At 54.5% G+C, this 25,949-nt stretch carries 23 protein-coding genes and 1 tRNA gene; 10 read left to right on the top strand and 14 right to left on the bottom strand.

The window, feature by feature from the left end:
* The first annotated feature begins 175 nt into the window (after positions 1–175).
* The 4 genes from SBL51_RS08630 (at position 176) to SBL51_RS08615 (ending at position 4,046) form a co-directional block, all read left to right on the top strand.
* Positions 176–856: a hypothetical protein gene (locus tag SBL51_RS08630; RefSeq protein ID WP_317930497.1), complete on the top strand. Its 681-nt coding sequence runs from the start codon at positions 176–178 to the stop codon at positions 854–856.
* Position 857: 1 nt separating this feature from the next.
* Positions 858–1,319, top strand: coding sequence for a group II truncated hemoglobin (locus SBL51_RS08625; protein ID WP_317930496.1), 462 nt, complete (start codon positions 858–860; stop codon positions 1,317–1,319).
* Positions 1,306–1,944, top strand: a complete 639-nt coding sequence (locus tag SBL51_RS08620) for a hypothetical protein (protein WP_317930495.1) — start codon at positions 1,306–1,308, stop codon at positions 1,942–1,944. The genes SBL51_RS08625 and SBL51_RS08620 overlap by 14 nt, the downstream gene beginning before the upstream one ends.
* Before the next feature lie 617 nt (positions 1,945–2,561).
* Positions 2,562–4,046, top strand: coding sequence for a heme peroxidase family protein (locus SBL51_RS08615; RefSeq protein WP_317930494.1), 1,485 nt, complete (start codon positions 2,562–2,564; stop codon positions 4,044–4,046).
* Positions 4,047–4,138: 92 nt separating this feature from the next.
* On the opposite strand, the gene SBL51_RS08610 is transcribed toward SBL51_RS08615, so the two are convergent.
* Entirely contained in the window at positions 4,139–6,484 is a 2,346-nt protein-coding gene (locus SBL51_RS08610) for an EAL domain-containing protein (protein ID WP_317930493.1), read from the bottom strand.
* Positions 6,462–7,523, bottom strand: a complete 1,062-nt coding sequence (locus SBL51_RS08605; RefSeq protein WP_317930492.1) for a spermidine/putrescine ABC transporter substrate-binding protein — start codon at positions 7,521–7,523, stop codon at positions 6,462–6,464. The genes SBL51_RS08610 and SBL51_RS08605 overlap by 23 nt, the downstream gene beginning before the upstream one ends.
* Positions 7,524–7,921: 398 nt before the next feature.
* Between SBL51_RS08605 and SBL51_RS08600 the strand changes: the two genes are divergently transcribed.
* The 3 genes from SBL51_RS08600 to SBL51_RS08590 all read left to right on the top strand — a co-directional run bounded on the left by SBL51_RS08600 (position 7,922) and on the right by SBL51_RS08590 (position 11,087).
* Positions 7,922–8,989, top strand: coding sequence for a DUF2157 domain-containing protein (locus SBL51_RS08600; protein WP_317930491.1), 1,068 nt, complete (start codon positions 7,922–7,924; stop codon positions 8,987–8,989).
* The gene (locus SBL51_RS08595) at positions 8,986–9,834 is read left to right on the top strand and encodes a DUF4824 family protein (protein ID WP_317930490.1); all 849 of its coding nucleotides are present in this window, start codon (positions 8,986–8,988) and stop codon (positions 9,832–9,834) included. The genes SBL51_RS08600 and SBL51_RS08595 overlap by 4 nt, the downstream gene beginning before the upstream one ends.
* 77 nt (positions 9,835–9,911) lie before the next feature.
* Complete coding sequence (locus tag SBL51_RS08590) at positions 9,912–11,087, top strand: methyltransferase (protein ID WP_317930489.1); 1,176 nt, start codon at positions 9,912–9,914, stop codon at positions 11,085–11,087.
* A 98-nt stretch (positions 11,088–11,185) separates the two neighbouring features.
* Here the strand turns inward: SBL51_RS08590 and SBL51_RS08585 are convergent, their stop codons facing one another.
* Positions 11,186–12,250, bottom strand: coding sequence for an ELM1/GtrOC1 family putative glycosyltransferase (locus SBL51_RS08585; protein ID WP_317930488.1), 1,065 nt, complete (start codon positions 12,248–12,250; stop codon positions 11,186–11,188).
* Positions 12,251–12,653: 403 nt separating this feature from the next.
* On the opposite strand from SBL51_RS08585, the gene SBL51_RS08580 reads away from it, so the two are divergent.
* Positions 12,654–12,890: a hypothetical protein gene (locus SBL51_RS08580; RefSeq protein ID WP_317930487.1), complete on the top strand. Its 237-nt coding sequence runs from the start codon at positions 12,654–12,656 to the stop codon at positions 12,888–12,890.
* A 231-nt stretch (positions 12,891–13,121) separates the two neighbouring features.
* On the top strand, positions 13,122–14,759 hold the full coding sequence (locus tag SBL51_RS08575; RefSeq protein WP_317930486.1) for an isovaleryl-CoA dehydrogenase: 1,638 nt from the start codon (positions 13,122–13,124) through the stop codon (positions 14,757–14,759).
* 42 nt (positions 14,760–14,801) lie between these two features.
* Here SBL51_RS08575 and SBL51_RS08570 read toward each other — a convergent pair whose 3' ends face one another.
* The 7 genes from SBL51_RS08570 to SBL51_RS08540 all read right to left on the bottom strand — a co-directional run bounded on the left by SBL51_RS08570 (position 14,802) and on the right by SBL51_RS08540 (position 21,847).
* On the bottom strand, positions 14,802–15,497 hold the full coding sequence (locus tag SBL51_RS08570; RefSeq protein WP_317930485.1) for a GDSL-type esterase/lipase family protein: 696 nt from the start codon (positions 15,495–15,497) through the stop codon (positions 14,802–14,804).
* A 106-nt stretch (positions 15,498–15,603) separates the two neighbouring features.
* Positions 15,604–15,816 carry a hypothetical protein gene (locus tag SBL51_RS08565; protein ID WP_317930484.1) on the bottom strand — a complete coding sequence of 71 codons (213 nt, stop codon included), beginning with the start codon at positions 15,814–15,816 and terminating at the stop codon, positions 15,604–15,606.
* A gap of 187 nt (positions 15,817–16,003) precedes the next feature.
* Positions 16,004–17,557: a flavin-containing monooxygenase gene (locus SBL51_RS08560; protein WP_317930483.1), complete on the bottom strand. Its 1,554-nt coding sequence runs from the start codon at positions 17,555–17,557 to the stop codon at positions 16,004–16,006.
* Positions 17,558–17,713: 156 nt separating this feature from the next.
* Positions 17,714–18,628 (bottom strand): sulfite exporter TauE/SafE family protein, encoded by a 915-nt coding sequence (locus tag SBL51_RS08555; protein WP_317930482.1) that lies wholly within the window; start codon positions 18,626–18,628, stop codon positions 17,714–17,716.
* 512 nt (positions 18,629–19,140) lie between these two features.
* Entirely contained in the window at positions 19,141–19,890 is a 750-nt protein-coding gene (locus tag SBL51_RS08550; RefSeq protein WP_317930481.1) for an SDR family NAD(P)-dependent oxidoreductase, read from the bottom strand.
* An 85-nt stretch (positions 19,891–19,975) separates the two neighbouring features.
* Positions 19,976–21,466: an alpha/beta hydrolase gene (locus tag SBL51_RS08545; RefSeq protein WP_317930480.1), complete on the bottom strand. Its 1,491-nt coding sequence runs from the start codon at positions 21,464–21,466 to the stop codon at positions 19,976–19,978.
* A gap of 108 nt (positions 21,467–21,574) precedes the next feature.
* Positions 21,575–21,847: a DUF2798 domain-containing protein gene (locus tag SBL51_RS08540; RefSeq protein ID WP_317930479.1), complete on the bottom strand. Its 273-nt coding sequence runs from the start codon at positions 21,845–21,847 to the stop codon at positions 21,575–21,577.
* A gap of 266 nt (positions 21,848–22,113) precedes the next feature.
* Here SBL51_RS08540 and SBL51_RS08535 point away from each other — a divergent pair, with 266 nt between their 5' ends.
* Positions 22,114–23,025, top strand: coding sequence for a LysR family transcriptional regulator (locus SBL51_RS08535; protein ID WP_317930478.1), 912 nt, complete (start codon positions 22,114–22,116; stop codon positions 23,023–23,025).
* Between the two features lie 32 nt (positions 23,026–23,057).
* On the opposite strand, the gene SBL51_RS08530 is transcribed toward SBL51_RS08535, so the two are convergent.
* The 4 genes from SBL51_RS08530 to SBL51_RS08515 all read right to left on the bottom strand — a co-directional run bounded on the left by SBL51_RS08530 (position 23,058) and on the right by SBL51_RS08515 (position 25,783).
* Complete coding sequence (locus SBL51_RS08530; RefSeq protein WP_317930477.1) at positions 23,058–23,432, bottom strand: hypothetical protein; 375 nt, start codon at positions 23,430–23,432, stop codon at positions 23,058–23,060.
* Positions 23,433–23,750: 318 nt separating this feature from the next.
* Positions 23,751–23,827: transfer RNA gene (locus tag SBL51_RS08525), tRNA-Pro, on the bottom strand.
* Positions 23,828–23,936: 109 nt separating this feature from the next.
* A complete protein-coding gene (locus tag SBL51_RS08520) occupies positions 23,937–24,341 on the bottom strand; it encodes a hypothetical protein (protein WP_317930476.1) in 405 nt (134 codons plus the stop codon).
* Between the two features lie 95 nt (positions 24,342–24,436).
* Entirely contained in the window at positions 24,437–25,783 is a 1,347-nt protein-coding gene (locus SBL51_RS08515; protein WP_317930475.1) for an amidohydrolase, read from the bottom strand.
* Positions 25,784–25,949 lie beyond the last annotated feature (166 nt).

The following is a 25,949-nucleotide window of genomic DNA, read 5'->3' as shown; positions in this document are numbered from 1 at the left end:
TCTCTGTTTTGCTGGCTTTCCTCCAATTTGTTGTCTTTGCTGCAAGTGAGCAACTGGGGGTGGTTATATAATCTATTGATTTAACTGGTTATTTCTGGTTTTTGTGGGGGTTGTGGCTGGTCTTATCCTTGCTCCTGTAGTCCTACTGTTGGTTGTTTAGCGAGTGAAGAAGTTTATGTCTGGTACCGCCCCTGTGAACAATTATGCCGAGCGGCTGGAGCGAGCCAGTCAGTTACGGCACCTTGCCCTGCAGAAGATACTCTCGCCCGAGATCTTCTCGCTGACGTCGATGATGGGGCCGGTGAACGATGGCCCAGAGTGGCCCTCCGATGCCGCCTGGCTGGCCCTGAAGCATGGCGACTGCGCCTGTATTATCTCCGATGGCCTCTCCGACCCCTGGGTGGAGCGGGATCGTTCCGCCAATGGCCTGGGCTTGGAGGTGTATGTCGAGTCACCGGAGATACAACTGGCCGACAACGATTCACTGATGGCGCTAACCGATACCTGGCTGTTTCCCATGACCGCGGAGATCAGTCACACCCTGGCCGCCTTTCCGCGGCTGGCCACCACGCTGTTGCGTGACGAACCCATGGCGATCCGTTTTAATATCGAGCACATCAAAGATGGCCGCGGCCTGGTGGGCGCCATGCTGCACACTCCACCCGAGTTTGCCGGCGGCTTTGAGATCATGACCGGTAATATTCGCCTGGTGGCCGCCACCCTGCTGACCGGCACGGAGATGGCCTGGCTGGTGGGGCGGGGGCTGGCCGGGCGGCAGGAGCTTTTGGATAAGCTCTACAAGGCGGGGGTAGGTAGTCGTTCCCTGTCTCAGCGGCCGTCTGTGGTCGAGGTCTAAGATGAGTGACAACAGCAGTGAATTACCCGTGTTTGGTGTTGGCGATGGCAGTTACCGGGCCGTTGGCGAACTGGTGGGTCTCGAAGCGCTGGTTGAGCGTTTTTATCAAATTATGGAAACGGAGCCCCGTTTTCTCCGTATTCGCAATATGCACGCTCAGGATTTGACGGTTTCCAAGGCGAAGCTGGTGGCTTTCTTGTCGGGCTGGTTGGGCGGACCAAAATTGTTCGCCGAGCAGTATGGTTCCATTAGCCTGCCGGTGGCCCACAAGCACCTGCCCATTAACATGGGTGATAAAGAGGCCTGGTTGGATTGTATGCAGCAGGCGCTTACCGAGCTGGGTTACCCCGACGAGCTGATTACTCACCTTCTGCAAAAATTTGCCACGCCGGCGGAGAGTATTCGCCTGATGTGTGAGCCCGTAAAACCTGTTAGTGGGGCCGGCTTTCATGATCCTGTTTAACCTGCCAAAGGAGCTGGTCAAGCCACTGCACCGGCATATTGTGCGCGCGCCGGTGCATGAGGCGGATCTGGTCTGGCGCTGCCATGCGGCGTTGATTGGTACCGATACCTGTATTGTCGCCCAGGAGCAGTACAGCCAGTACATTATGGTTTTTTGTGGCGTCACCACTGAACAGTTCGCCAATTTCCCTCAATACTTTACCGATCGCTTTTGGCGGGAGGCGGCGGCCATCTGTAAACAGGCCGATCTCTACGACAGCGCCACCTTGCGGCAGCAGTTGCAGGCTATTGCCAGTGAGCAGGTTTATCGTCTCGATCCCGAACCTTTGGAAGAGGGTAAGTTGATCAAGGTGATGGAAAAGCTGGAGCGCCGTTTTCTCTACGATCGCGAGCCGCTGCCGGTTGATGGCCGGGCCGCATTTACCTATAGCTACGATATCAACAGTCGGCAGCCGACTTTGGATAAGGCCCAGGGCAAACCAACCGCCGCCGAAGCCTTTGGTGATATCTGTTTAAATCTGATTGATCTGCGTATTGATGCCGACCGGGAGAAAGTGAAAGCGGCGGTGGTGGCCAGTGAAGATAATATTATTACCGTCGATTTTGGCCGCAATCGGGACAGCTGAGCCGGTCGACCACTCTTAATTGACGCTTCAACGAATGCAATTTTGAGTGCCTTTGGCACGTTGAATGGCCAAAGCGAATCTGGCTTAAACCCAAAAGTTTGCTTGATTAAAAATAGCCAGGATATCTGCCTGGCACTGTTCCGGTTTTCTAGACTAGCTCTGGGTCAGCTCGATAAAGTTTACTCATTGATATGTCGTCATTTTATTTAACGCAGTGATGGCTAAAAATAAACGACGACTTTTTCTTCCTTCTTTCCCGGTTTTTTCTCGGTTGATCTTTCTCGATCAACAATCTTCTCGTTAGTATCCCGTCCCGCATTCACACATTCGCTGACCAATAAAAATTGGCAAGCGGTGTGCGCTGTTAAAAAAAGCAGCGGGGTGTTCTGAGATTACCTAATCACTATTTGCACCAAGATAGCAGAACTATCACAAACCCCATTTCGGTTTGGATATCCCTCTTTTGTCTGGGGGTTGTGGTTGTAGCGGTTGGTCGCAGTGGCGAATTTTTGCAGATGCTGCTTGCAAATAAAATGTTGCCACTATTGCATAGGTGCCAACTTGCTCAGTTAATTGATGGATCATAAAAAATAGCAATTAAAAAGGAGATATTAGGGATGAAAAAGACAAAACCGATGCATGGATCGTCCAAGGCCAAAGGTTGTTCGCACATGAGCCTCGGCCATTTTTGCGAGTTGTTTGGCAAGGATGCTTTACCCAGCTGGGCCGACGAATACGGCATTAAAGCCCAGTGCGAGGCAGAGGAGGTGGCCAGGTTGTTAGGCGGTGTCGGCGGCACTATGCACGATGCCGATAATAGTTCCGCCGATAGCGGTATCCCCGCCGGTTACACATTCTTTGCCCAATTTATCGATCATGATATTACTTTGGATACAGCCACCAAGTTACACGGTGGTGAGCTCAGTGGTGCTGAAATTGGCAAGTTGCCCAATCTGCGTTCGGCCTCGCTGGATCTCGATTGCGTCTATGGCTTTGGCCCGGATGCCAGCCCTTTTCAGTACGACTCCAGTCAGCCCGGTCGCATGTTGGTTGGCAGTGAGGTGGAGGGTGTAGAAAATCCGCTCGACCTGCCGCGTAACAGCGAGGGGCGGGCACTGATTGGTGACCCGCGCAACGATGAGAATCTTTTTGTCTCTCAGTTGCAACTGATGTTTATCCGCTTTCACAACCGCCGCTTAATTGGTCGCAGTTTTGAGGAGGCGCAGCGGGATGTGCGTTATCACTATCAATACATTGTGCTGAATGATTACCTGGAGCGCATTTGCGATGACGACATCTATAACTTTGCGCTGCCCAAAATTGTTGAAAATGCGCGCAAAGATCCCAAAGATCGCGACTACCCCTTCTGTAATCTGTTGGATCACTGTGGTCGTATCTGCATGCCGGTAGAGTTCTCTGTGGCGGCCTACCGTTTTGGTCACACTATGGTCCGTTCCGTTTATCCGGTGAACGAAGATCACCCGGCGATTGAGCTGTTTGATGAGCGCTTTGGTACTCTTGGCTTTGGCCAGGTGCCACCGGAGTTGGTGGTGGATTGGCGCTATCTGCTGGATGTAAAACACTGTTTTCCGTATGTGAAGTCGAAAGCCATCGACCATCTGTTGGCAGATGAATTAATTCATCTGCCGGATCCGGTGGTGGGTCGCAATACCATCGCTCACGACCGCTCACTGGCATTCCGCAATCTACTGCGCGGCTACGTCGTCGGCCTGGCCTGTGGCCAGACCGTCGCCAAGGCGCTGAAGGATAAGGGCTATCCTATTAATCCTAATCAGGACCTTAAGTTCGACGAGATTCCCGGCTGGCACTGTTTGGATGCGGCCGGTAAAAAACTGGCCAAGCACACGCCGCTCTTTTTCTATCTAATGCGTGAAGCGGGTGTTATCAATAGCGGCGAAAAGTTGGGCCCGGTTGCTTCAGCTATTTTGATGGAGGTATTCGGTACCATGCTGGTGAGTTGTGACAGCTATCTGAAGTACAAAGAGCATGGTCACTACTGGCAGCCGGACCCCTGTGTTGCTCATAAAGATGGCGAGTTAACTCTGCGGGATTTGGTCTATTACGTTAATAGTGAAGCCTAGACTTGGCTAGGCTTTTTCCTGCTATCGGTAGGGATTAGCATTGTTGGCCGCCACTGTTCATGCCGCAGTGGTGGCCTTTTTTATTTGCCTATCTACTGTTTGGCCTGCCTGTTAAAGGCGCTTTCCGATCGCCATTGCGACAGCGGTTGAATGGTGTCCGTCAGTGACTTGGGTTTTCCCCAGAGGTAGCCCTGCTGAAAATCACAACCGGCGCGCTGCATAAACGCCTCCTGCTCAGGGGTCTCAATACCCTCGGCAATGACGCTTATCTCCTGTGAATGGCAGAGCTCAATCAGTGCCGCCGCCAGCGGTACTTTATTGTTGTCGGTCAGTCGCAGTACCATTTGCCGGTCCATTTTTATCACGTCGATTGGGTAGTCCACCATCTGCATCAAGCTGGTGTTGCCGGTGCCAAAATCGTCTATGGCAATTTTAAAGCCCAGGGCGCGAATTTGATGAAGCCGGTTATAGACTGTGTTGTCCTGCTCCAGAGAGAAGGTTTCGGTGATCTCCAGAACATAATTACGGGCATCCGTCTGATTTGCCAGAGTTGCCTCGGTGAGCACTTGCAGTATGGTGTCTGAGCTGAGTTCGGCCGATGAGATATTGATGGAGACGATAATATTTTCGCCATAGATCGCAGCCAGCTGCTGGCGCTCCTGCATGGCTCGGTTAATCACCCAGCGATCAATTTTTTCAAATTCCGATATGCTCTCCGCAATGGGGATAAACAGGGCGGGAGAAACCACGCCCAGGGATGGTGATTGCCAGCGTACCAGGCTTTCAAAGCCACGCAGGCTGCCGTCGCGGTTGACTACGGGCATATAGTGCAGGGCGAACTCCTGGTCGCAGTCCACCATTTTCAGTTGGGTTTCAATCTCGCGGGCCTTGCGCGCCGCCTTGGCCAGCTCTTTGGAGTAGCAGGCCAGACGGTTCTTACCGGACTTTTTGGCCTCGTACATGGCGAGGTCGGCGTTGGAGACCAGCTGTGACAGCGTGTGTCCATCTTCTGGTGCGGTGGCGACCCCGAGGCTGAGTGTGACCGGAAAGTGGCCCAGTTCGAAGCGATAGCCATCGACAAAAATATGCAGCAGCTTTTCACCAATGTTACTTGCCAACGTATTGTTGCATTCTGGCAGCATTACGATAAATTCATCGCCGGATAACCGATAGACGAGGGAGGAGTCTAGGTCTGCGGCAGGCAGGGCGTGACTCACCAGGTGATTTAGCCGGCTGGCAACCGCTTTTAACAGTTGGTCGCCCACTTCGTGGCCATATTTGTCGTTAACAAATTTAAAGTTATCCAGGTCGATATAGATGAAACTGGTATTGCTCTGCTTGGTGCGGGCATCAATCAGCAGTTGGGGAGCGGTCTCATAAAATTGGACCCGATTGGGCAGCTGCGTGAGTGTATCGGTACGATATTGCTGGTTGGTTCTGCGATAGTTTTCGTGCAGTTTTTCATAGAGTTGATAAAAACGGCGACCGAGATCGCCAATTTCATCCCGATTGCTGGGTTGTTCCAACGTTGCGCGCCGGTTGGTGGACACCTCATGTAGCTGTTGATTGAGACGGCTGACAGGATTCGTGATAAACCGGTTGATCAACAGTCGCAGCGCGATAAAGGTCAGTATTACGCCGATGGCAGTGCTGACGAGTAACTGTTTAAGCAGCGAGTGCAACAGGCCAGCTAAATAAGCGGGAGCCGGGATGATCTCCAGGCGATAATCCTGTTGCAGTTTAACGCCCGCGCCGAGCTCTCCCTCAGGTAATCGGCTGGTGGGCAATTTGTGTAGGATCTGTGCCTGGCTGCCGTACTCCAATTCGGCGGTGCTCAGTAGCTGGTTGAACCTGGAGGGAATTATGGTCACCACCACCTGAATGGTGTTCTCCAACTGGGTGGGAATGGGGGGCGCCAACGTGCGGGCGTCTAAAATAAGCCCTTGTAAAATCTTGGTGGTTCCATTTTGTACCGAGAGTTGCCACTGCTGCAGCTGTTTATTGCGTAACATCTCGTTGGCGAAGTTGACCTCTTCTGCTGTTGCCTCGGCAAAGGGATCTGTGCTGTTCTCTGTGTAGTAGATCACCTGGTTATTGTCGACGATGGTAAGTGAGGCAAATTCAGCTGCCTCGGTGAAGTAGCGTTTGAGCGAGGCGCGCAGGCTGCCGCTCAATAATTTAGCCCGGTAAATATTGTTCGGCTCGCGGATAAACGTGGTCAGTGCATCGCCTTCGGCCAGTGAGACCAAATAGGCATCGGCAAAACTGTTGTAGGTGGTAAAGGACGAGCGCAATTCGCCCAGGCGAAACTGGATCCGGTTTTGCTCTGTATCTACCAACAGCTGACACTGCTGTTGGTAGACCGCGAAGGCGGCAAGACCGTAGCTGAATATAATTACCGGTAGTATCAGTAAGCTAGCGCGAGTTCCGAGTTTCATGAATATTCATAATTGCGTTAGTGATTCGTAATCTGCGCTCGATGTTCTCTTCGCTTAATGGGCTGTAAAGCTGGCTGCGGTCTTGTACAGCCTTAGGCAAAAAAACTTCCTGGTTATGGAAGAACTCCGGGTCCAAAAGGGGCTCGGCCGCTCGGTTGGGGGTTGCGTAGTAGAGCGCCTCGGCATTCTCTGCGGCAATCTCCGGCTGACTGAGGAAGTTGATAAATTGCAGAGCAATCTCCTGGTTTTGGGAGGTGGTAGGGATAGCCAAGCAATCCACCCAGAGAACAGTGCCTTCGCTGGGGATAACATAGCGCCAGTGCTGGTCAGCGTGCGCCTGCTCATTCAGGGTAAATTGGTCGCCGCCGTAAACCAGCGCCATGTAGAGCTCGTCGGCCTGTTCGTTGCTGCCGACATAGGTGATGGCGTACTCATAGGTGAGCACGCTGGGAGCCTGAGCCTTGAGCAGCTCAAAGGCAGCTACCAAATCTTCCTGGGCCTCACTATTGATGGATTTACCCAGGTAAAAGAAGGCTGGTGCCAGCAGGTCGGTATAGTCTTCCATCATGCCAACATGGCCCTGCAGGGCTGTGTTGGGTTGGAGGATGTCGAGCCAGGAGGTGGGTGGCTGGCTCACCTTGTCGGTGCGGTAAGCGATGCCCAATGTGCCCCACAGGTAGGGCACCGCATAGTGACCACAGCGTTGGGACCAGAAGGGGTGGTAGTTGGCTTTCCCGGGTAGGTTGTTGTTATCCAGCTCGACCAAGAGCTCCTGTTCGCCAAACCGTTCGCCGATAACCTCATCCACCACCGCCAGATCGATATTGTGGTTGGCCGAAAAGAGTAGGATTGCATCCCGGTCTTCATCGTTATCGAAATAAACCTGTTCTACTTTATAACCAGATTGCGCTTCCCACTTGGCCAGTACGGAGTCGGCTATGTAGTCCTCCCAGTTGAGCAGTTTTAAGGTATTTTCAGCAAAGGTGGCTTGGCAAGTGCTCGCCAAGAGAATGGTCAGTAGCCTGATGGTCAGTTTCATGAGTGCTAAACTCGGGCGCTGGCGGGTTGGGCTGGTCGGTGGGGCCGGTGTTGGCAGGCGGTTTGTGGCCACGCAGTACGCGCAATAATAGTGGCCCTCGGAATTGGGCTTGAGCGGAAGTGATCGTGGTCGGTCATCAGAATCGCGGGCTCCAGGTACTTTATCTGCTAACAGCTGGAGCTGTGGCTGATGGTTAATAATTGTTGGCGGCCAAGTCTATTTTTATAGCAGTAACCTGACAGATTTGCCAGTTATGGCCCTGGTAAGCGCCACCCTTTACCCGGCGTTGGCTTACCGTTATTGTTGCCGGTCAGTGGCGGGCTATCCAGGTCCAATCGTTGGTGGCTCGGCCTGTAGATCTGTTGCGCAAACCCACTAATCAATGGCGTGCACCCGTTATGGATAACCGGCAGCGAGCCCAGCAACGGGCGGACCAGATACGGCAGTTTCAATGTGAGCTCGCTGAGCTGCAGCAGGTCGGCGTATTAGCCTTGGGCGAAGCACAGCAGCAGGCGATTGCCAACTACCATCAGCAACTCCTGGCCGAGTTGACACGCGATTACGACGTCGATGTAAACCAGCGGCAAAAACAGTTCTCCCTGGGGATGAAAGTTGCTTCGTTTATCGGCGCCTTGGCCCTGGCGGCCAGCATCTTTTTCCTCTTCTACCAATTTTGGGGTTATCTGGTGACACCAGTGCAGGTGTTGGTGTTGATTGCCTCCCCCCTGCTAACGCTGTTACTCAGTAGCTGGTTTGCCCGGCGTGAAGCCACTGGTTACTACGCCAAACTGGCCAGCATGGTCAGCTTCGCCTGCTTTGTCCTCAATCTGATGATGCTCGGCTCCATCTATAATTTTGCCCCCTCGGAGAACGCCTTTCTGCTGTGGGCCATTTATGGTCTGCTATTGGCCTATGCGTTTGACGTGCGCTTACTGCTGGGGGCGGCTATTTTGTCCTTTGCCGGCTTTTTGGCGGCACGTACCTGCACCTACGCCGGCGGCTATTGGATTTATATGGGGGAGCGGCCGGAGGTGTTTCTGTTGCCGGCGGTAGCTATTTTCACCCTGCCATTATGGTTGAAGAGCAATCGCTACAGCGGCTTTGCGCCCATCTATCGGGTGCTGGCCTGTCTGTTGTGTATGATCCCGGTATTGATTCTTGCCAACTACGGCCGGGCCAGCTATCTGCCCTGGGATAGGAGCTTTATTGAGGGCTTTTATCAACTGCTCGGTTTTACCTTGAGTGCACTGTTAATCACGTTGGGGGTTCGCCAGCAATGGAACGACTGCGTTAACACCGGCAACTCTTTCTTTGTTCTGTTTCTCTACACCAAATTTTTTGATTGGTGGTGGCAGAGCCTACCGAAATATCTTTTCTTTTTACTGATTGCGTTGGTCTCCATTGCGTTGCTGGTGTTCTACAAACGGTATCGCTCGCTAGCCTTAGGTGAGGGGCAGCGGCCATGAATAAAGTAGCTATCGCTGCTGGTGTGTTGGTACTGCTGGTCAACGCTCTGATCTTGGTGAGCGTGGCCTACAATCGCTCCGGCGAACCGCTCTACACCCTGCAGCTCACCGAGCGGGAGTTGGCCTATTACCCGTCCTATCGCTATGGGCGCGAGAACAGTGGAGTGCAGCTGAAGCTGGATTGGCAGGTGGTGCCCGAAAATCTTCGCTTCGACTACTACTATGGTTATCGCGCTCGCCCCGTCTGGTTGGACGAGGCCAAACTGAGTGAATTGGGTGTCGATGTCGTGGGGTTGAAGCACTCCACCAAACCTCGCCATGCACGGCTGCTTGATCGCCATATCAATGTTTATCTAGTGCTCGAGTATGACGGTGAGGCCTACCGCACGGTGCTACAACGGGCAGAGTCCGCCGTTGAGGAGGCGCGTGCGAACCTGCAGCACGCTGGTGAAGATGAACAGCGTCAGCGGCAGTTAAAGAGCATCGAGCGCCAGGCGGGGCTTTGGCAGAACAGTTATTCCAGACTGTTTGTGGTCGACGCTGGGCTTGATAGGCAGGCACTGGCGCAGCGTTACCGCGACCGTAGCCAAACCCTGGTGATGGCCGGCGTTATCTCCGTTTACTGGAGTGGTAATCAGCTGCAGGGGTATGTTAATCGGCTGGCAATTGATCGTGTGCATGTGCCACTGCCGTTGGCCGACTTTTTTCGCGGTTTACCTGCGCCCAGTTACCGCTACGCCGCCGACCCGGAACGTGCGCAACCGCGTTACCAGGTTGAGTTGAAAATTGGCAAACGTTTGCAGCCCTGGTTAATAACGGCGGAGAGATTATCCAACCCGAATTAATGGCTTAATGGGTGATTGAGCAGAGTTACCTGACGTAATAATTACAATTAATTTCAGTTGGGGGTAGTTGCGTTGCTATGGAAGAGACCTTTACCGCATTAACCAATCTGCTGGCTGAAGATAGGCTCCTTTGGCATCCGGCGCCTTTTAAAGAGACAGATTTGCCGTGGCAGTCGAGTCATCAGGAGCTGGCCAATGCCTGTTTAACGCTTGCTGATAGCGCAGTCGAGGCGTTGGAGGCTCAGCCACAGCAGTTGTTGCTCTGGCTGAGCCGTTATCTACCGCAAATGAACAGCCTGGAGCAGCTGATAAAACTCCCCTTTGCTGTTTATAAGATGTCGCCGGCCGACAATCACTGGCAGGCGGGAATTCCGGGCCGAAAATTTGAACAGATTCAGGCTTTTGCCAGTGCCATACAACCCGGTGGAGCCTGTTGGCTCGATTGGTGTTCGGGCAAGGCGCACCTGGGACGCAGTTTATCGTCTTGGTATCGACTGCCCTGCATTGGTGTAGAGCGCGACTGGCAGTTGTGCCGCCAGGGTAAAATGTTGGCTGAGTCACAGCATGCCCCGGTGCAGTTTGTGACCACCGATGTGTTGCAGGCAGGATTGACATTGGCGCCGGACAATCATGTTGTGGCACTGCATGCCTGCGGTGATCTGCACCGCAGTTTAATTCGTCGTGCTAGCCAATCACCGGTTGCGGCAATTTCGCTGGCGCCTTGCTGTTATCCGCTTTGGCTTGAGGGGAACTATCAACCCCTGTCGCAGGCGGGGCGGCGGCTGCCGTTAACGCTCACCCGCGATGAGCTGCATCTGGCGGTACAGGAGAGTGTTACCGCCCACGAACGGGAATTAATCCAAGCACGCAAACTGGCGGCTTGGCGCTTGGGTTTCGACCAACTGCAACGTCAGCTGCGCAATTGTGATGAATACCTGCCCACCCCGTCACTGCCACTCTCTGCCGTGCATTGGGGGTTTGAATCGGTCTGTCGAAAATTGGTGGAGTGGAAACAGCTGCCACTGCCGAGCAACATCGACTGGCGACATTTCCAGAAGCTTGGCGAACAGCGTTGGCAACAGGTACGGCGCAAACAACTGGTACGCCATGGTTATCGAAGGGCGTTGGAGGTGTGGCTGGTACTGGATGCAGCTCTCTGTCTGCAGGAGGCGGGGTATCAGGTGCAGGTTGAACAATTTTGTCCGCGGGAATTAACACCGAGGAATATTCTAATTAATGCCAGGGCTAGTTAGCGGACATTAAAATTGGTGCTTGCAGGTAGACAAAACTGCTGAAAACTAACAGCCGCACAGCGGCGCTCTTTTACCGCATTAAGCTTTGGGCCAAACAGTTACACAACGGCCACAGCGCTATCGGCAAAGGTGCTGATTCTGCGGTTGGTTATCGGTTGGATCAATCTGGCCAACTGATCGTAAATTTCGTCCAGGTGAGCCTCGTAGGATTTTAACACCGGGTGAGCCTGCGGACGGTATTCAGCCAGATCAGCAATGGCCATAGACGTTATCAAACCCTGCCCTGCCATGTACTCCACGGCGGTGGAGTGGACCCGCTTTCTATAAACGGTTTCTGGCCGCAGGGTGACCACTGGTTTGGCCAGGGCAACGGCTTCAGTCAACATAGAGAGACTATCTTCGGTGCAAAAAACTCTTTCGCTGGCGGCCATTATGGCTTCTATATCCCCGAGATTCCCCTCGCCACTAAAGTAGGTTTGCAGGCAAACCGCGTCGGTCAGGGCCTGTTTAAGCGTTGTTTCGCTTGCGCATCCAGAGCGGCGGGAGTTGGTGATCAACCACTGTACACCGTGTGTATGGCTAAGAGTGACCAAGGCTTCAGCCAATTTTTGCCAGTCGCTGTTTTGGTATTGATAACCACTGCCATTACCGCCAATAAGTAGTGACCATATTGGCTTTTGTGCTGGCTGGGTGGTGGTAAATTCGCGCCCCAACTTCGCCGCTCGATGCGGGTCGGTTTTACACAAGGCGATATGGCTGGCGACGGAGTGTGGGTTAGCTGTTTCGCCGGCCATGGTAATGGCGGCATCAAAGAATTTACACGCTAAGCCGTAGCGGTTGCCAATGGCGATGTTGCTACTGTGCCAGTAGCGTTTCAGGGCGACGTTCAGTGCGACGCTATTGCCACCAAAAGAGATAACCAGGTCAGCGGGTTCACTGGCAATGTTGCCGCTGTAAAATATTTTAATCAGTGGTAACAGGGGGCGGGGTAATAGTGTGACGAGCAGTCGGGTTAGCCGATTAAACAGTTTTACCCTGGGTTTGGCGATGCAGGTGGTAATCGATACGGGTTGTGGGCTGCGTGTGCGAATTAAATTGGCGGCACCCATTGCCTGCGTTAAATGGCCAGCTTTACCATCGTATAACACCAGTATCTTCACCATTACCTCCACCACACAACCGACTGGAGGAGTGATCTTGAGTGACGATACTTAAAAAAATATTAAGAATATATTAAGAATCTGTGACTGTTATGGGGCTTGATCGGTCGTCGAATTTTTATTGCGTTCTGGTCATGGATGTTCGTTAACGAGTGTTGATCGCGCAAGTTTATTGGCGGTAATTTCGTGCCTGCGTCAACGGTGTGACCACCTTCGCCCAGTTAGCAGAGAGCAGGGCCTATGAGTGTGTTGCTACCAATGGTGGTGCCAGAAATCTTTCTGGCTGTTAACGCTGGCCGTGATTTATCGTCGGCTAGGGGGTTGGCAGTCGGCGGAGGCGATCGACTAATTTGCTTTGATGCAAGATGCCAATAAGTTGGTGATTCTTAAAAACTAGCGAACTTTATTGCCGCTGCAGAAACGTAAAATTGAAGCCGAAGCACTCACCAGAAAGATTGCTAAAATCGATGACTCAAGTCCGTCCCTCTGGAGTGGCTTGGGCGAGAATGCCAAAGCCCGAGACAATCTCGAGAAGGCGATTGCCAACAATTATGACTCTGATAATAAGGCTCACTACCGAGCCAGGTTGATGCAGCTTGATAAAGAAACCTTTGCAACGGTCAACTGGCGCAATGCCCGTTAATTGTGTGGTGCTAAATTAGTGTTAACAGGCCCTAAGTGAACCTCGCTGGGTGTTGTTGTCGGCCTGTAGCGGTATACGCGCATGCGTCATGAGTTGACTAAACTCGCGGTGCTGTGCCTCGCCCGTGAAATTGGTTCTGTAAACGCCGTGTTAAGGATCGATTAATTATTTTTGGTTGCCTGCATAAATCGTTTTAATAACCTTTTCTACAATCCAACACGGGGTATAAAAATGAATAATCACAACCCGTTTGTTACTCATCGAATTGAAAATCAACCTGAGCCGCTTACCAATTACAACGCCTGGCAGCAGGACCAGGCCTTGCAATCGGCCGTGCAAAGCCTGGGGGGTGGCTGGGCGGCAGATCACCTGCAAGCCTATGGCGAGCTGGTGGGTGGTGAATTAATGGCGTTGGCGGTAGAGGCCAACCAGAATCGTCCCCGCTTTCTTCCCTTTGACGGCTATGGTCGTCGTATCGACCGGGTCGAGTTCCACCCTGCCTATCACGCGTTGATGAGCAAGGCGATGGCGTTCGGTTTGCACAGCTTTGCCTGGCAACACCCTGACAAGGCGGGTGCGCATGTTGCGCGGGCGGCACTGCTCTATCTCGGTTATCAGGCCGATAGCGGTATCTGCTGCCCTATGTCGATGACCTACGCCGCTCTGCCCGCCCTGAAATTTAATGCGGTATTGGCGGTTAGTTGGGGCCCCAAATTAACCGCCCTGCAATACGATTCCCGGGAGTTGCCGATGGCGGCCAAAGTGGGGTGCACCGTCGGCATGGGTATGACCGAAAAGCAGGGTGGCTCTGATGTGCGCACCAATACGACTCGTGCCCTGAAACAGGCCAACGGCAGTTATACCCTGCTCGGTCACAAATGGTTTTTCTCGGCACCCATGAGCGACGCCCACTTGGTGCTGGCGCAGGCCGAGGCGGGCCTCTCCTGTTTTCTGGTGCCGCGTCTGCTGGCCGATGGCAGCCGCAATCGGGTTGCGATACAGCGCCTGAAGGATAAGTTGGGTGATTGGAGCAACGCCTCTTCCGAGGTTGAATTCCAGGAGGCCGTGGGCCTGCGCGTGGGTGAGGAGGGGCGTGGTATAGCCACCATTTTGGAGATGGTGGCGCTAACACGGCTGGACTGCCTCACCTGTTCCGCCGGCCTGATGCGGCAGGCATTATTGCAGGCGGTGCATCACTGCCGTCAGCGCAAGGTATTTGGTCGTCTACTCATTGACCAACCGATCATGGCTAATGTGCTGGCCGATATGGCGTTGGAGAGCGAAGCCGCTGTGTTGTTGGCGATGCGAGTGGCGCACGCTGTGGATGCGGCGGCACACAATCCCCAGGAGGCGGCGCTGGCCAGAATTACCACGGCGTTGGGCAAATATTGGGTTTGCAAACGCACGCCAATGCTGGTCAATGAGGCGCTGGAGTGCCTGGGTGGCATCGGCTATGTGGAAGATACCCCCATGCCCCGTCTTTATCGTCAGGCGCCGCTCAACTCCATTTGGGAGGGGGCGGGTAATGTGCAATGTTTGGATGTGCTACGCGCGTTGCGGCGGGAGCCGCTCTGCGGCGCTGTGCTCTTTACCGAGTTTGATCGGGTGCGAGGGGAGAATCGCGATCTGGACCAAGCGGTCCAGCAGCTGAAGATCAGCTTGGAGGGCGGTACGGTTGAGGAAGCGGAGTGTCGCTTACTGGTGGAGCAGATCGCCCTGGCCTTACAGGCGACATTAATGTTGCAATATGGCGAGCGCGACCTGGCCGACGCCTTCTGCAGCGCTCGCCTGGGAGAGGCGCGCGGGCGGATGTTTGGTGCTGCCAGGGCGTTGCCGGTTCGCCTGCTGTTGCAGCGGGTAATGCTTTAATGCGGCGCGGCCGCTGATACGAATTCACCGCGGTGTGAGTGGTCAGGGAGTGCTTAGCGCGAGGGTAATAACCGGCTCAATCTGTTGCTGCCACACTGAGTAGCCCTCGTTGGTTAAATGAACCCCATCCATTGTGTAGGAGGTGCGCAGGCGATGGTTCTCCCCCAAAGTGGTATTAAGGTCGATGAACTCGACATTGCTGAACTCGCTAGCCAATTGCCTTAACCCTTCATTTAATTCCACTACCAGTTGATTGAGTTGATCGTTGGTGGTCAGCAGGGTGGACTGGATAACGATACGAGGGTGTCTGCGGGCCAGCGTACTAATTACATCACGATAGCTCGCCAGGGTTTGTTTTACGCTCTCGCCCTGCATTAAATCGTTGATTCCCATCATTACCAGCACGCATCTGGCTTCGGTGGCGAAGACTGAATCGAGGCGATTTTGTAGACCGGGCAGGGTGTCGCCGTTGATGCCCCGATTGGCGGTGGTTGTGTTGGGCAGTATCTGCTGCCACGGCATACCTTCGGTGAGGCTGTCGCCAACAAAGGCCACAGTGCTTTGTTCCCGAGCTTGATCAAACAGTGCCTTGCGGGCCAGGTAGTGGCGAGAAAAGGTCTGGCTGGGTTGCCCAACAAAAGAAAGGGTTGCCTTGGGAGCGAACTGGCTCAATCCCAGCAGTAACAGCAGCAGGGCGAGTAATAATAGAACCAAACGGGGTGATAATTTTATCGTCATGCCAATAATGCGCCACCCGTCAGTGGTTGCGGTGAGTCGGAACGAGTAAAGCCCCGGTAGCGATTACCACCGTTGGTCGACCTTGGGCACTGCTTCGCGATATTGTTTAAGCGAGTGTGCGCTCGATATTGTGGAACAGGGCGCTTAAGTCTTCAATGCCCAGGCTTTCAGCGTGCTCGCCGACACTTTTCACCAGTTTGTGCAGGTGCCGGGAGGTGTCGTCATCGAGCTGGCCAACTTCTTTCAGCCGCTTGGTTAACACGCCTACCATCATGAGGGAGAGGATGGCGATGTGGTCGGTTGGATTACGTGGTTCCATGGTGTCTCCTTGATTGTTATCGCTATTATTGAAGAGTCAGCTAGGGCACTACCGGCAAGTATAGATAATTTATCGGCTGAAGGTGAGGGGCAAGGTGGCAGAAAGATAAAATAGAGAAAGGCTTTGAGTGGTCGTTGGGCACGCCGGCGATTGCGGAGTATCGCCGACGTGCCACTTGCGGGGCAACTTAAAACGGACGCCACTTGGCGTGAGTGTCGTGCGTTAGAGCAGAGCGGATTCGGAGTGAGAGGTAGCCCAGTACAAAGCGGGCACGCTCTTTCAGGGTGGTAGGTTCCTTCTTGGCCCCGTTAAGAGATTTCATCCACTGCTCTTGTGCCTCTTTGCGAGCTCCCGGACCTACCAGGCGATATTGGCTTGGCCAGATGTGGTGATTCCAGTAGATAAAAAATTGTTTGAGATTGAAGAAGCTGGGCTTAGGGGGTTCACAGCCAATCAGTCGGGCCAATTTTTCGTTGTAACGTAAGCCATTCACCAAACCTGAAACATGCGGTGTTTCGTAAAATTCTTTCTGCCACATCATCTTATCGGCCTGGGCCAGTTCGGGCAGATTTTGGGGCAGAGTTTTTTGGCCGGTAAGTATCAGGGCGTGGTAGCGGGCTGCCATCTCGGCCATCAGCGGTACGCCGCCCTGTTGCGGGCGGGCGAAGCCGATAAAGGCCACTTTCTCTTTTAGTTGTGGGTGATAAACCTGTAAAAAAAGATCGCGCATATCCTTAAATTGGTATTGTGTCTCCATAAACGGAAACGACAGTTTAAACCCGGTACAGAGTACTATCGCGTCGAACTCCTCTTCACGCCCGGAGTTGAAAGTGACAGTTTTGCCATTGATGCTCTTTAGGCCACCAACATCCAACTCCATGCCGCGGCTAACGGCCTCAAAGATACGCTCGGTTTTAGTGACCACAGAGCCTGGTTCATCCAAGCTGCCGACCATATGCGTGCCCATATGATGACGGGCTGAACCCTCGGGGTTGTTGTTGGCAACTCTTTGCCAGGTATTGCGCACGGCCCTGGATTTTATTGGCGCTGGGAGACTATGCCAAAAGCGGCTCTGTATTACGTCAATGGGTACCCCTCCGGGTAGTCGGTCGGAGAAGACATGTGGTCTGCGGATGGACAGTACTGAATGTTTGGCAATGGCACTGATTTCGGTAACCACGTCTGCCGCTGATTCACCCAGGCCAAAAAAGAGGATGTTTTTATCCTTTAAATGCTGGCACTGCTCAACATTGGTGTAGGTTGATGAGTGCAGTATTTCACCGTCAAAGGTGTCCAGCCCAGGCAGCATGGGAATATTGGGCTCCTGGAACTGGCCGGAACAGATAACAGCGTTGTCGCACTGCTCGGTGATGGTTTCGCCATCGTTGGAGACAAAATGCAGGGTGCAGCTCCCTTCCGGATCTTCCACTTGCAATAGTTTGTAACCAAAGCGGATGTGTTTGCGCAGATCAAAGTGTTCGGCGTAACGATCGAGGTAGTCTTTATACTCTTTGCGGGTCCAGAATCGAGTAGGCTCCTCGTAGGGCATGTAGTCAGAGTAAGCCATAAAATGGTTGGAAACGGTTAACATCACCGAATCGTAAGAGGCCATGTCCGAGAAGACACCGCCGATATCGCTATTCATCTCATAGCAGGTGACATCCAGTCCAGCTTCGAGTAACTCTTTCAATACCGCTAAGCCTGAAAGGCCGGCGCCGACAACAATAACTTTCTTTTCCACTTTGATTCCCTCCAGCTTAACGGGCTCCTTTGGGAGCCCTTTTCACTCGAAACCATCTCAAAATAGCATTGACGGCTGCCGCCATTATTTTGAGATGCCTTCGAACCTTCTTTCCAAACAGTAAAACCAAGCCCGGTACATGGGCTGAGTCAGCTTTCAAAAAAGATAGTGATTAACCAAGATCGAAACGCCATCTATCAGCACGACAATGGAAAAGATCCATTTAAGCGAAGCGCTATTTTCGGTGGTATCGCTCAGTGCCATGGCAGTTTGACTCGCTTTGAGTCGCCAGCGGTGGATGTTGCGGCCAATCCAGGCACCGGTGTAGCCCCCGAGCATAACGCCGGGGGCGGTAAAAATTAGGTAGTCCCAGGGTATGCCGCCCAGGTTTATATGAAATAGCAAACCGGCGATGGAGCAGACAGCCAAGACCGCCACCCCGGTACCCACCGAAACTTGAAATTTCACACGATAGGCAAGCAGCATATAGAGAGCAATAAACTCACCGACACCGATTGCGGCCCAGGCGGTTACCAATCCGCCACAAAAGGCGGTAAACAGCAGCCCCAATTTTTTGCGTAGATTGCGCGAATCAATACTACTGTTGTGTGCCAGTGTGCCGAGTTTGATCTCAGCCAGAATTACGAAAAAGAAAACAATCGATATCCAGCCAAAAAAAGGCTTTATGTGGGCGGAGGGGATTTGCCAGACAAAGGTGCCGATGGCAAGCCCCGTCAGACCGCCGCTACTACCCGTCACAAACCCGGTTTTATCAATAAACTTACGGCTCCAGCCCAGGGCTCCGGAGCTCATGCCGAAGGCTTGTGTGGCCAGGCTCAGCTTAAGTGCGGATACCGGCGAGAGCGCATACAGGTAGACGAACAGTGGGAAAAAGAGAAATCCGCCGCCCACGGCGGTGGCGTTTGCCAAGGTGGCGGCCACAAATGCAATGGGCGTAATAACGCCCCGCTCTGCCACAGCGGCGATGGGGTCATCAAAGTAGAGGCCGATAGCCGTAGCCGTTGCACAAGCTATAACGGCGACAATAATGAGAGGAGTAATCCGCCACATAATCCTTTATACACCTCGCTGAGGCGCCCAATCCATACCACCTGCCGGAACAAAGCAGCAGTACCTCTAAAGCGGGGCAATTGATGCAACATCGAGTAGGTCCAGCCTGAAAGTCGAGGCCGACAACCTTAACCGGGTTGAGAAATATCAATTGCAACTGGTCGATTAAAAACAGTTGTGGTTCACATGTAAATACCCCACTGCAAAAAAATAATGAGTGCGAGGGAATTTATCTTTAACGGTTAAGTTAGCGGGAAAAAACTGTCGAAATAGCCATTAAGTGACCGGTCGGTTTCGGTGTAGGGTAACCTTATAACCCAGCGGCAGTAGCTAAAAGTTTTTATTAGAGCTTTCAAATTTAGAAAGTTTGAATTTAAGCGATTTAATGTTGTTAGGTAAATTTGGGTTGCACACGCTGCTGTTTGATCGAGTAGCTGTTCGCTCGGCGGCAGACAATTTTGAAGGAGTTTACAGGCCAAACCCGTTCAGTTTGGCCTGTCCCTTTCGAACGCTTAAGAGACCACCCGGCCACCATTAACACCAATGGTCTGGCCAGTCACGTAGCTGCTCGCTTCGGAAGCCAGCCAGGCGCAGGCGTTGGCGATATCTTCAGGTACGCCGGTGCGGCCTACCGGGATCATCTTGGTGAGCGTCTCCATCGGCATTTTGAACCGGTGCTTGTTGGCTTCAGACATAATGGTATTCATCACGGCACCCGGCGGAATGTTGTTGACGGTAATACCGTAGGGACCAACCGCCTGGGCCAGGGAGCGGGTCATGGAGATCACCGCACCCTTGGAGGCGGAGTAGTGCACCTGCTCGATACTGCCGGTCTGTGCACTGGAGGAGGAGATATTGATAATCCGCCCCCAGCTGGCTGCTTTCATATCTGGTAACACCACTTGGGTGACGATAAAGGTCCCCTTGGTATTAATCTCGAACATAATGTCCCAATCGTCATCGGTAAGCTCTTCAAACGGGATGAAGTTAGAGATGCCGGCATTGTTCACAACAATGGTGATAGGACCAAAGGCTGCGCGCAGTGTGTCGGCTGCGGCCGTTACCTGGGCGCGATCAGCGATGCTGGCCTGCAGGGCAATTGCTTTACCACCTTCGGCTTCAATCTCTGCCACCACCGCCTGGCAAGACTCCAGGTTGAGGTCCAAAACGCCGATGGCGATACCATCTTGTGCCAGGCGCAGAGCACAGGCGCGGCCAATTCCGGCGCCGGCGCCGGTCACTAATGCAGTCTTATTGGTCATAGTTGATTCTCCAAAAAATAGAACAGCTTGTTGTCGTTGTTGTTAGCTTTTTGCGGATGATGGGCGTTGTGAAACAGTGCTCGGTTTAGTCGGGAGTGGTGGCCGCCAGATTTACAAAGTGCAGCACCGTCTGCTCCTGAAATTGATAAAAGGGGTTGTAACGCAAACGGGCTCGATGGCCGTTGGGTATGGTCAGCACATCGCGCTCGCCCAGCAGATCAAATTGGCCTAAGGCGGCGCTCTTGCCGTCAAAGGGCTGCCCGGCGCCGTAGAGGCTATCGTCAGGGCTGAACGGCAGCGAGGTGTGGGCCAGAGAAAACAGCCGTGCTGGCCAGGGCTCGGCCAGCGGCTCGCGCTCAATCTTGCCATCGAAGCTGTACATCGCATCGACACTACTGGAATCCGGGGTGCGATTGCTGATTAAGGTGAAGCGGCAGGCGAGGGGTTGGCTGAGCAGGTCGCTGGTAACCTGGTGGGCATCGGTGGTAAACAGCAGCGGCGTGTAGAGTGTGCGGTTGATGTCATAAACCACCAGGTGGTTATCCTGCCCGTCGAGCAGGCGAAACAGCTTATCGACGGTGGCATCCGACCTGACCGTAACATCTACCGCTGACATAAAGGCGAGAATGGGGGGCAGCTCCGCCATGCGCTGCTGCTCGGCAAGTTCTGCCAGCCGCTGTTGCAGGTTGGTGGTCAGGGTATAGATCTGGGCCCCGGCGTTAATGGCAAAAGAGTTATATTTATAGGGGTCAAATTCGGTCGCTACGCTGTTCCAGGCCAATTTTTTCAGGCCGGGCAGGTGTGATATTCGCTCCTGCCAGGGTGAGTATTGGGCGATGTCGTAAAGGCCGATGGCCGGGGAGAAGAGCACCAGGCTGTCGGCTTTGGGAGAGTCCTCGCCTTCCGCCCGGGCGATGGCGTAATCCAGAGCCAGGCTGGCTCCCATGGAGTAGCCAAACAGATAGAGGGGACGGTCATCAGCCACCTGCTGCCGGAGGTAGCCGGCGGCCATGCGCACCACCCGCTGAAAATCCTCCCGCTGTACTGCCAGCAGGCCGGCTGGAGCCGTGCCGTGACCGGGCAGGCGCACCGCCACCACCCAGCAACCCTGTGCTTGCAGGGTGGTGGCTAACTGGTGCAGTGAGTAGGGGGCATCGGAGAGGCCATGAATTAACAGACAGGCCGCTTTCGGTGCCGTAACCGGCAAAATCTGGCTGTGGTTCCAGTTGACCGGGGCGATGCCATCATCGCTATTTGCCAGTGTGTTGGAATCAAAAGCGCTGGTGTGATCAAAACGCCCAGCCAGAGGTTGTAGATCTTTCGGCAGCGACTGATAGAGCGTCTGCTCCAGCTGGTTGAACAGGCGCTCTTCCAGCGCCAGATACTGCTCAAAGGTAGTAACGCTCTGGTACTTGTCCGGGCCGTACTCCTCATCGAGCTCGACCTGGTGCCAAGGGTAGAGGCGGGGCTGCAGGTGGGCGTAGAGCTCCAGCCCGGCCGCTGTGGTCACCATTATCCCCAAAACGATGCCAGCGAGGGTGATGATGAGCTTACTGCACAGGGGTTGGATCTTCATGCCTGGAGGTGTGAGTGCCGTTGCCAAAAGAGGCAATAGTATGCCTTTGCCAGGCCCAGGATGAAATGTCGGATTAAAATCCGTGTATGCGTACGAGGCTGGTTCTGCCTACTGTGATTTGCAGCTGACGACGCCGGTGATTTCCGGTTGGGTGGGCGGCGAGTAGACCAACAGGCCCACCAGGCGTCTTACCAATGGGGCAATCAGCAGGATGGTGGGAAAGGCAACGCTGAAGGCAAAGCTCCAGGCATGTAACCAGATGCCTGGCAGGGCAGCGGTGAAGCCCACGTTAACGGCGCTGATCACCAGACTCATAAAACAGGACATGAAGCAGGAGGTCAGCAGGGAGAAGAGAATAGGGGTGTAGCGAACGGGTATCATGGTTTTCTTGAGCTCTCGGTAGCGAGGCGCCTTCTGCGCGCGCTGATTCAGTGATTGCCGGGCAGTCTAAATCGTCAAAATACATAAAATAAATTTAAATATTGTATAGTTGTCATCATTTTTAGTGATGATTAGGTGCTTTGGGTAACGGGTCTGGTTGCCGGCGGGGAGCTCGGGCAGCGACAGGTGATACGAAATTATGGCGGGTGAGCTTTTAAACATGGTGTGTTTTAGCGATGGCGCGGGGTTACTGATGGCGGCGCCGAATGCGTAACCAGGATCTCTCTCTGCTCTATATTTTTGATGCGATCATGATGGAGTCCTCCATCTCGCGTGCGGCCGATCGCCTCAATATGACCCAGCCCGCCGTCTCCAATGCCGTGGCCCGGATGCGGGTGCTCTGGTCCGACCCACTGTTTATTAAAAAGGGGCGTCAGATTGAGCCCACCGCCTTTGCCCACAGCCTGTGGCAGCAGGTGCGCGAGCCGATACACACTCTGCGGCGAGCGCTGGATAACCAAGCCTTCAACCCCGCCGACAGTCAGCGCCAGTTTCGGGTGGCGGCCACCGATCTCACCGTCGACCTCTTCTGGTTGCCGTTGACCTCAGCGCTGGCCGAGCAGGCCCCAGGTATTAATCTCTATGCTGTCCCCTTCAGCCAGCGCAGTGCCGAGCAACAATTGCGTGATGCCAGTATCGATATCGCGATGGGGCCGGAGGTTGAAGCGGGGGGGAGTCTACGCTCCTTGATCGCTTATAACGGCCGTCTGTGTTTGGCGATGAGCCGGCAGCACCCGCTGGCCGGTCGTGCTATCTCACTGGAAGATTTTATCGCCGCTCGCCACATACTGGTCTCCCACTCCGACGAGGCGTTGGGTCATGTCGACCTGGCCCTGCAGCACCTGGGACTGAGTCGCCGTATCGCGGTAACGGTGAATCACTTTTCGGTGGTGCCCAAAATCCTGTTAAACAGCGATCTGCTGGCCGTCTTACCGGAACGGGCTTTGATGGGGCTCGAGAGTGTGGAACAGCTGTGGTTGGCGGAACCGCCGGTGGCGCTGGCGCCGGTGCCGATTATGTTGACCTGGCACCGGCGTCAGGATGACAACCACGAGCACCGTTGGTTTCGGCAACTCATGGCTGAGGTAATCGCCCGGCGCCTGGCCAGGGCAGACTAGGGCCGTGGGCGGAGGCGGGGTATTGAGGCGGGTTACTGGTTGGCGGCCTTGTACGCGCGGATAGCCGTGTTAAATTCCGCCGCCAGGCTCTCTTCCGCAGTGACTGCTTTGTTATAGGTGTCGAGCAGTGCCTGATAATTACTCTGCGCGGCCACCTTTTTGGTCTCATCCTTTTCACTGGCGAAGGCGGCCTTGGCTGCCTCAATCTCTACGTTTAAACAGTTCAGGTAGTTGGTATTGCCCGCCTGGAATTCGGATACCGCTTTCTTGCCGGCCACCATGGCTTCCATGTTGGCGCTGGCACCATCGGGAATGGTGGGAAGCTCTGGGGCTGTGCATTCGCCCGCGAAGGCGGTGCTGGCTGTCAGAGTAAGGGCGGCCAAGGTGGTGGTCATTATTCTTATCACTGTTTCTCTCCTAGATTTATCCGTTTTTACGGTTTGCTTATTCCCCGGCTCGGCCGGGGGAGACAATTTTCGGCACAGGGCCCGGGTGGCGTCTGTGCTCTGCGCCAGCTATTACAACAAAAAACACCTGCGAACAGTAGTCACAGCAGCGGATGACGGTTGTGCCGAGGTTCACCTGCAGTGGCCACAAGCGAGTGGAACTGATCGCCGGCTATTCGCTGCCTGGCTTAAGCGGGCAGAACTCTCCGACAAGTGAAGCGGGCAGTTGGTTTCCCGGCTGGGAGGGTTAAATGGGGGGCGGGGAGGATAGTGCGGGCTTGGTCGGAGTGAGAGGATTCGAACCTCCGGCCCCTGCCTCCCGAAGACAGTGCTCTACCAAGCTGAGCTACACTCCGATTTCAGGCCAAAACGGTTGCCGCATGCCTGAGGGGCGGGAGTGTAATCCAAATTTTGCCGGCAAAAAAGATGGTGGGCGAAATTGGTGGTAAAGGCGTGGTTGCCAGCCTAGTTAACCCGGCAGAAGTACTCGGTGATGGCCAGCGGTGCCATCACCACCGAGTAGCAGTCACCCTCCAGTTGGATGTTGGACTCCTCGCCGTTGGTGGGGTCTTTCAGGATGACAGTGTTGCCGCTGTAGCTAACCAGTTCCAGTTGGGAGGTGGTGGTTTGCCCCTCGAAGGTGTAACTCGCCTGGGTACAGTCCGGGTACTCCACCACCATTTTGCCAAGCATCTTGGTGAGCGCCGTCTTGGCTGTGGCTGGTAGTTTGGAGCGGTAGACATCGGCGATGGTTTTGCCCTTGTCGGACTTCCAGGTGCCCACCAACGGGCAGTCGTCGGCAAAGACGCCGGCGGCGAACAAGTTGGCGGCCAGCAAGCAGAGACCAGCGGCCAGAGCGTGTTTGGGCATGGGGGTTCCAGTGTGCGGGTGAATGGGTGCTACAACTGCTATGCAGTATAGCAAGGCCGGCTCTGGCGCCCGGGGCCGCCCGTCTGTTAATCGCTCTAGACCATCGGTATGCCCTGCACCTGGCGTCGGCGGCTGAGCAGGTCCAAGGTCTGCCGGTGCACCTGCGCCAGCAGCTCATCCTGATTGACGGTAACCAGCTCCCTTTGCTGCATTACTGGCCGTCCTGCCACCCAAACGCTCTGCACATCCGCCGCCTGGGCGGCAAACACCAGGTTCCACAACACCGGGTCGTGGCCGTCGAACTCGGCGATGGGCAGCAGGTGGGGTTGCCATAGGTCGAGGGTGAAGAGGTCAGCCTGTTTGCCCAGCTCCAGTGAGCCAACGCGCTGTTCCACACCCAGCAGTCGGGCGCCGTCGATGGTTGCCATGCGCAGTGCCTGTTCGGCGGATACCGCCGTGGCGTCCAGGTGGGTCACCTTCTGCAGCAGCGAGCCGGTTTTCATATTTTCAAACATGCTCAGCGAGTTGTTGCAGATGGCACCGTCGCTGCCGAGGCCAATGGTGATACCGGCGTCGCGCAGTTTGGCCAGTGGCGCCGGGCCGGAGGCCAATTTCATATTGCTGATGGGGCAGTGGGCAACACCGGTGCCGGTGTGGGCCAGAATTTCGATCTCGCGTTGATCTAGCCAAACACAGTGGGCCAGCACGCTGCCGGGTTTGAGAATGCCCCAGTCGTTGAACAGTGCTACCGGGCGGTCGCCAAACAGGGCCTGCACCGCCGCCACCTCCTCCTGCTGTTCGCTGGTGTGGCTGTGAATGTTTACCCCGTAGTGGTCGGCCAGTTCGCGCACCTGGCGGAACATCGCTTGTGAGCAGTAGGTGATGTGTTCCAAACCCAGCCAGGGGGTGACCATGGCCGGGTCGTAGTGGGCCTGGCAGTGCTCGATTAGGGCGATGCTGCTCTCCAGGGTTTCAAAAAACGGCTTGCTGGGGTTATCGGCGGCGTAGGGCACCAGGTGTACGCGCAGCCCCAACTGCTGGGCGGCCTTGGCCCCCTGGGGCAGAAACCGGTACATGTCCATGACCGTGGTGGTGCCTCCTTTGACGGCTTCCAGGTAGCTGATCAGGCAGGCGTGGTAGGCGTCGGCTTCGGTTAAGGTCTGGTGTTCGCGCTGGTACTCGGGCAGCCAATCCATCAGCTGGGCATTTTCGGTGAAACCCTTAAGCAGGCTGGAGTGGGAGTGGACGTCGATAAACCCGGGCAGTACCGCCAATCGCCCGCGTCCGTCAATGACCTCGGCCGCCTCTGGGCTGGGTGTGGTGGCGCTGGGTCCCAGGGCCAGAATTCCGCTTTCATCAAAAACGATGGTGCCGTCGGCAATGACCGAGAAGGCTGGGTCGATGGTGTAAATGCGGGCATGGGTGATGGCGGTGGTGCGCAATGGGTCATCCTCACAGAGTGCCGGCCTGCTCGGTTAGGGCTTGGCGGTAATGCCTGGTCCTGGCAGAGGGGGGCAGCTGGTGGCTAGCGTTGAATACCGGTTGCTACAGGCAAAATCCTGACCAATTGGTTTATTTTTTGCTTTGCACTGGTGCTGGTCGGTTCTG

Source organism: Halioxenophilus sp. WMMB6, from assembly GCF_033283405.1.
Classification (GTDB): Bacteria; Pseudomonadota; Gammaproteobacteria; order Pseudomonadales; family Cellvibrionaceae; genus Halioxenophilus.
The sequence above is the reverse complement of the archived record's forward strand: the minus strand, read 5'-3'. Positions and strand labels throughout refer to the sequence as shown.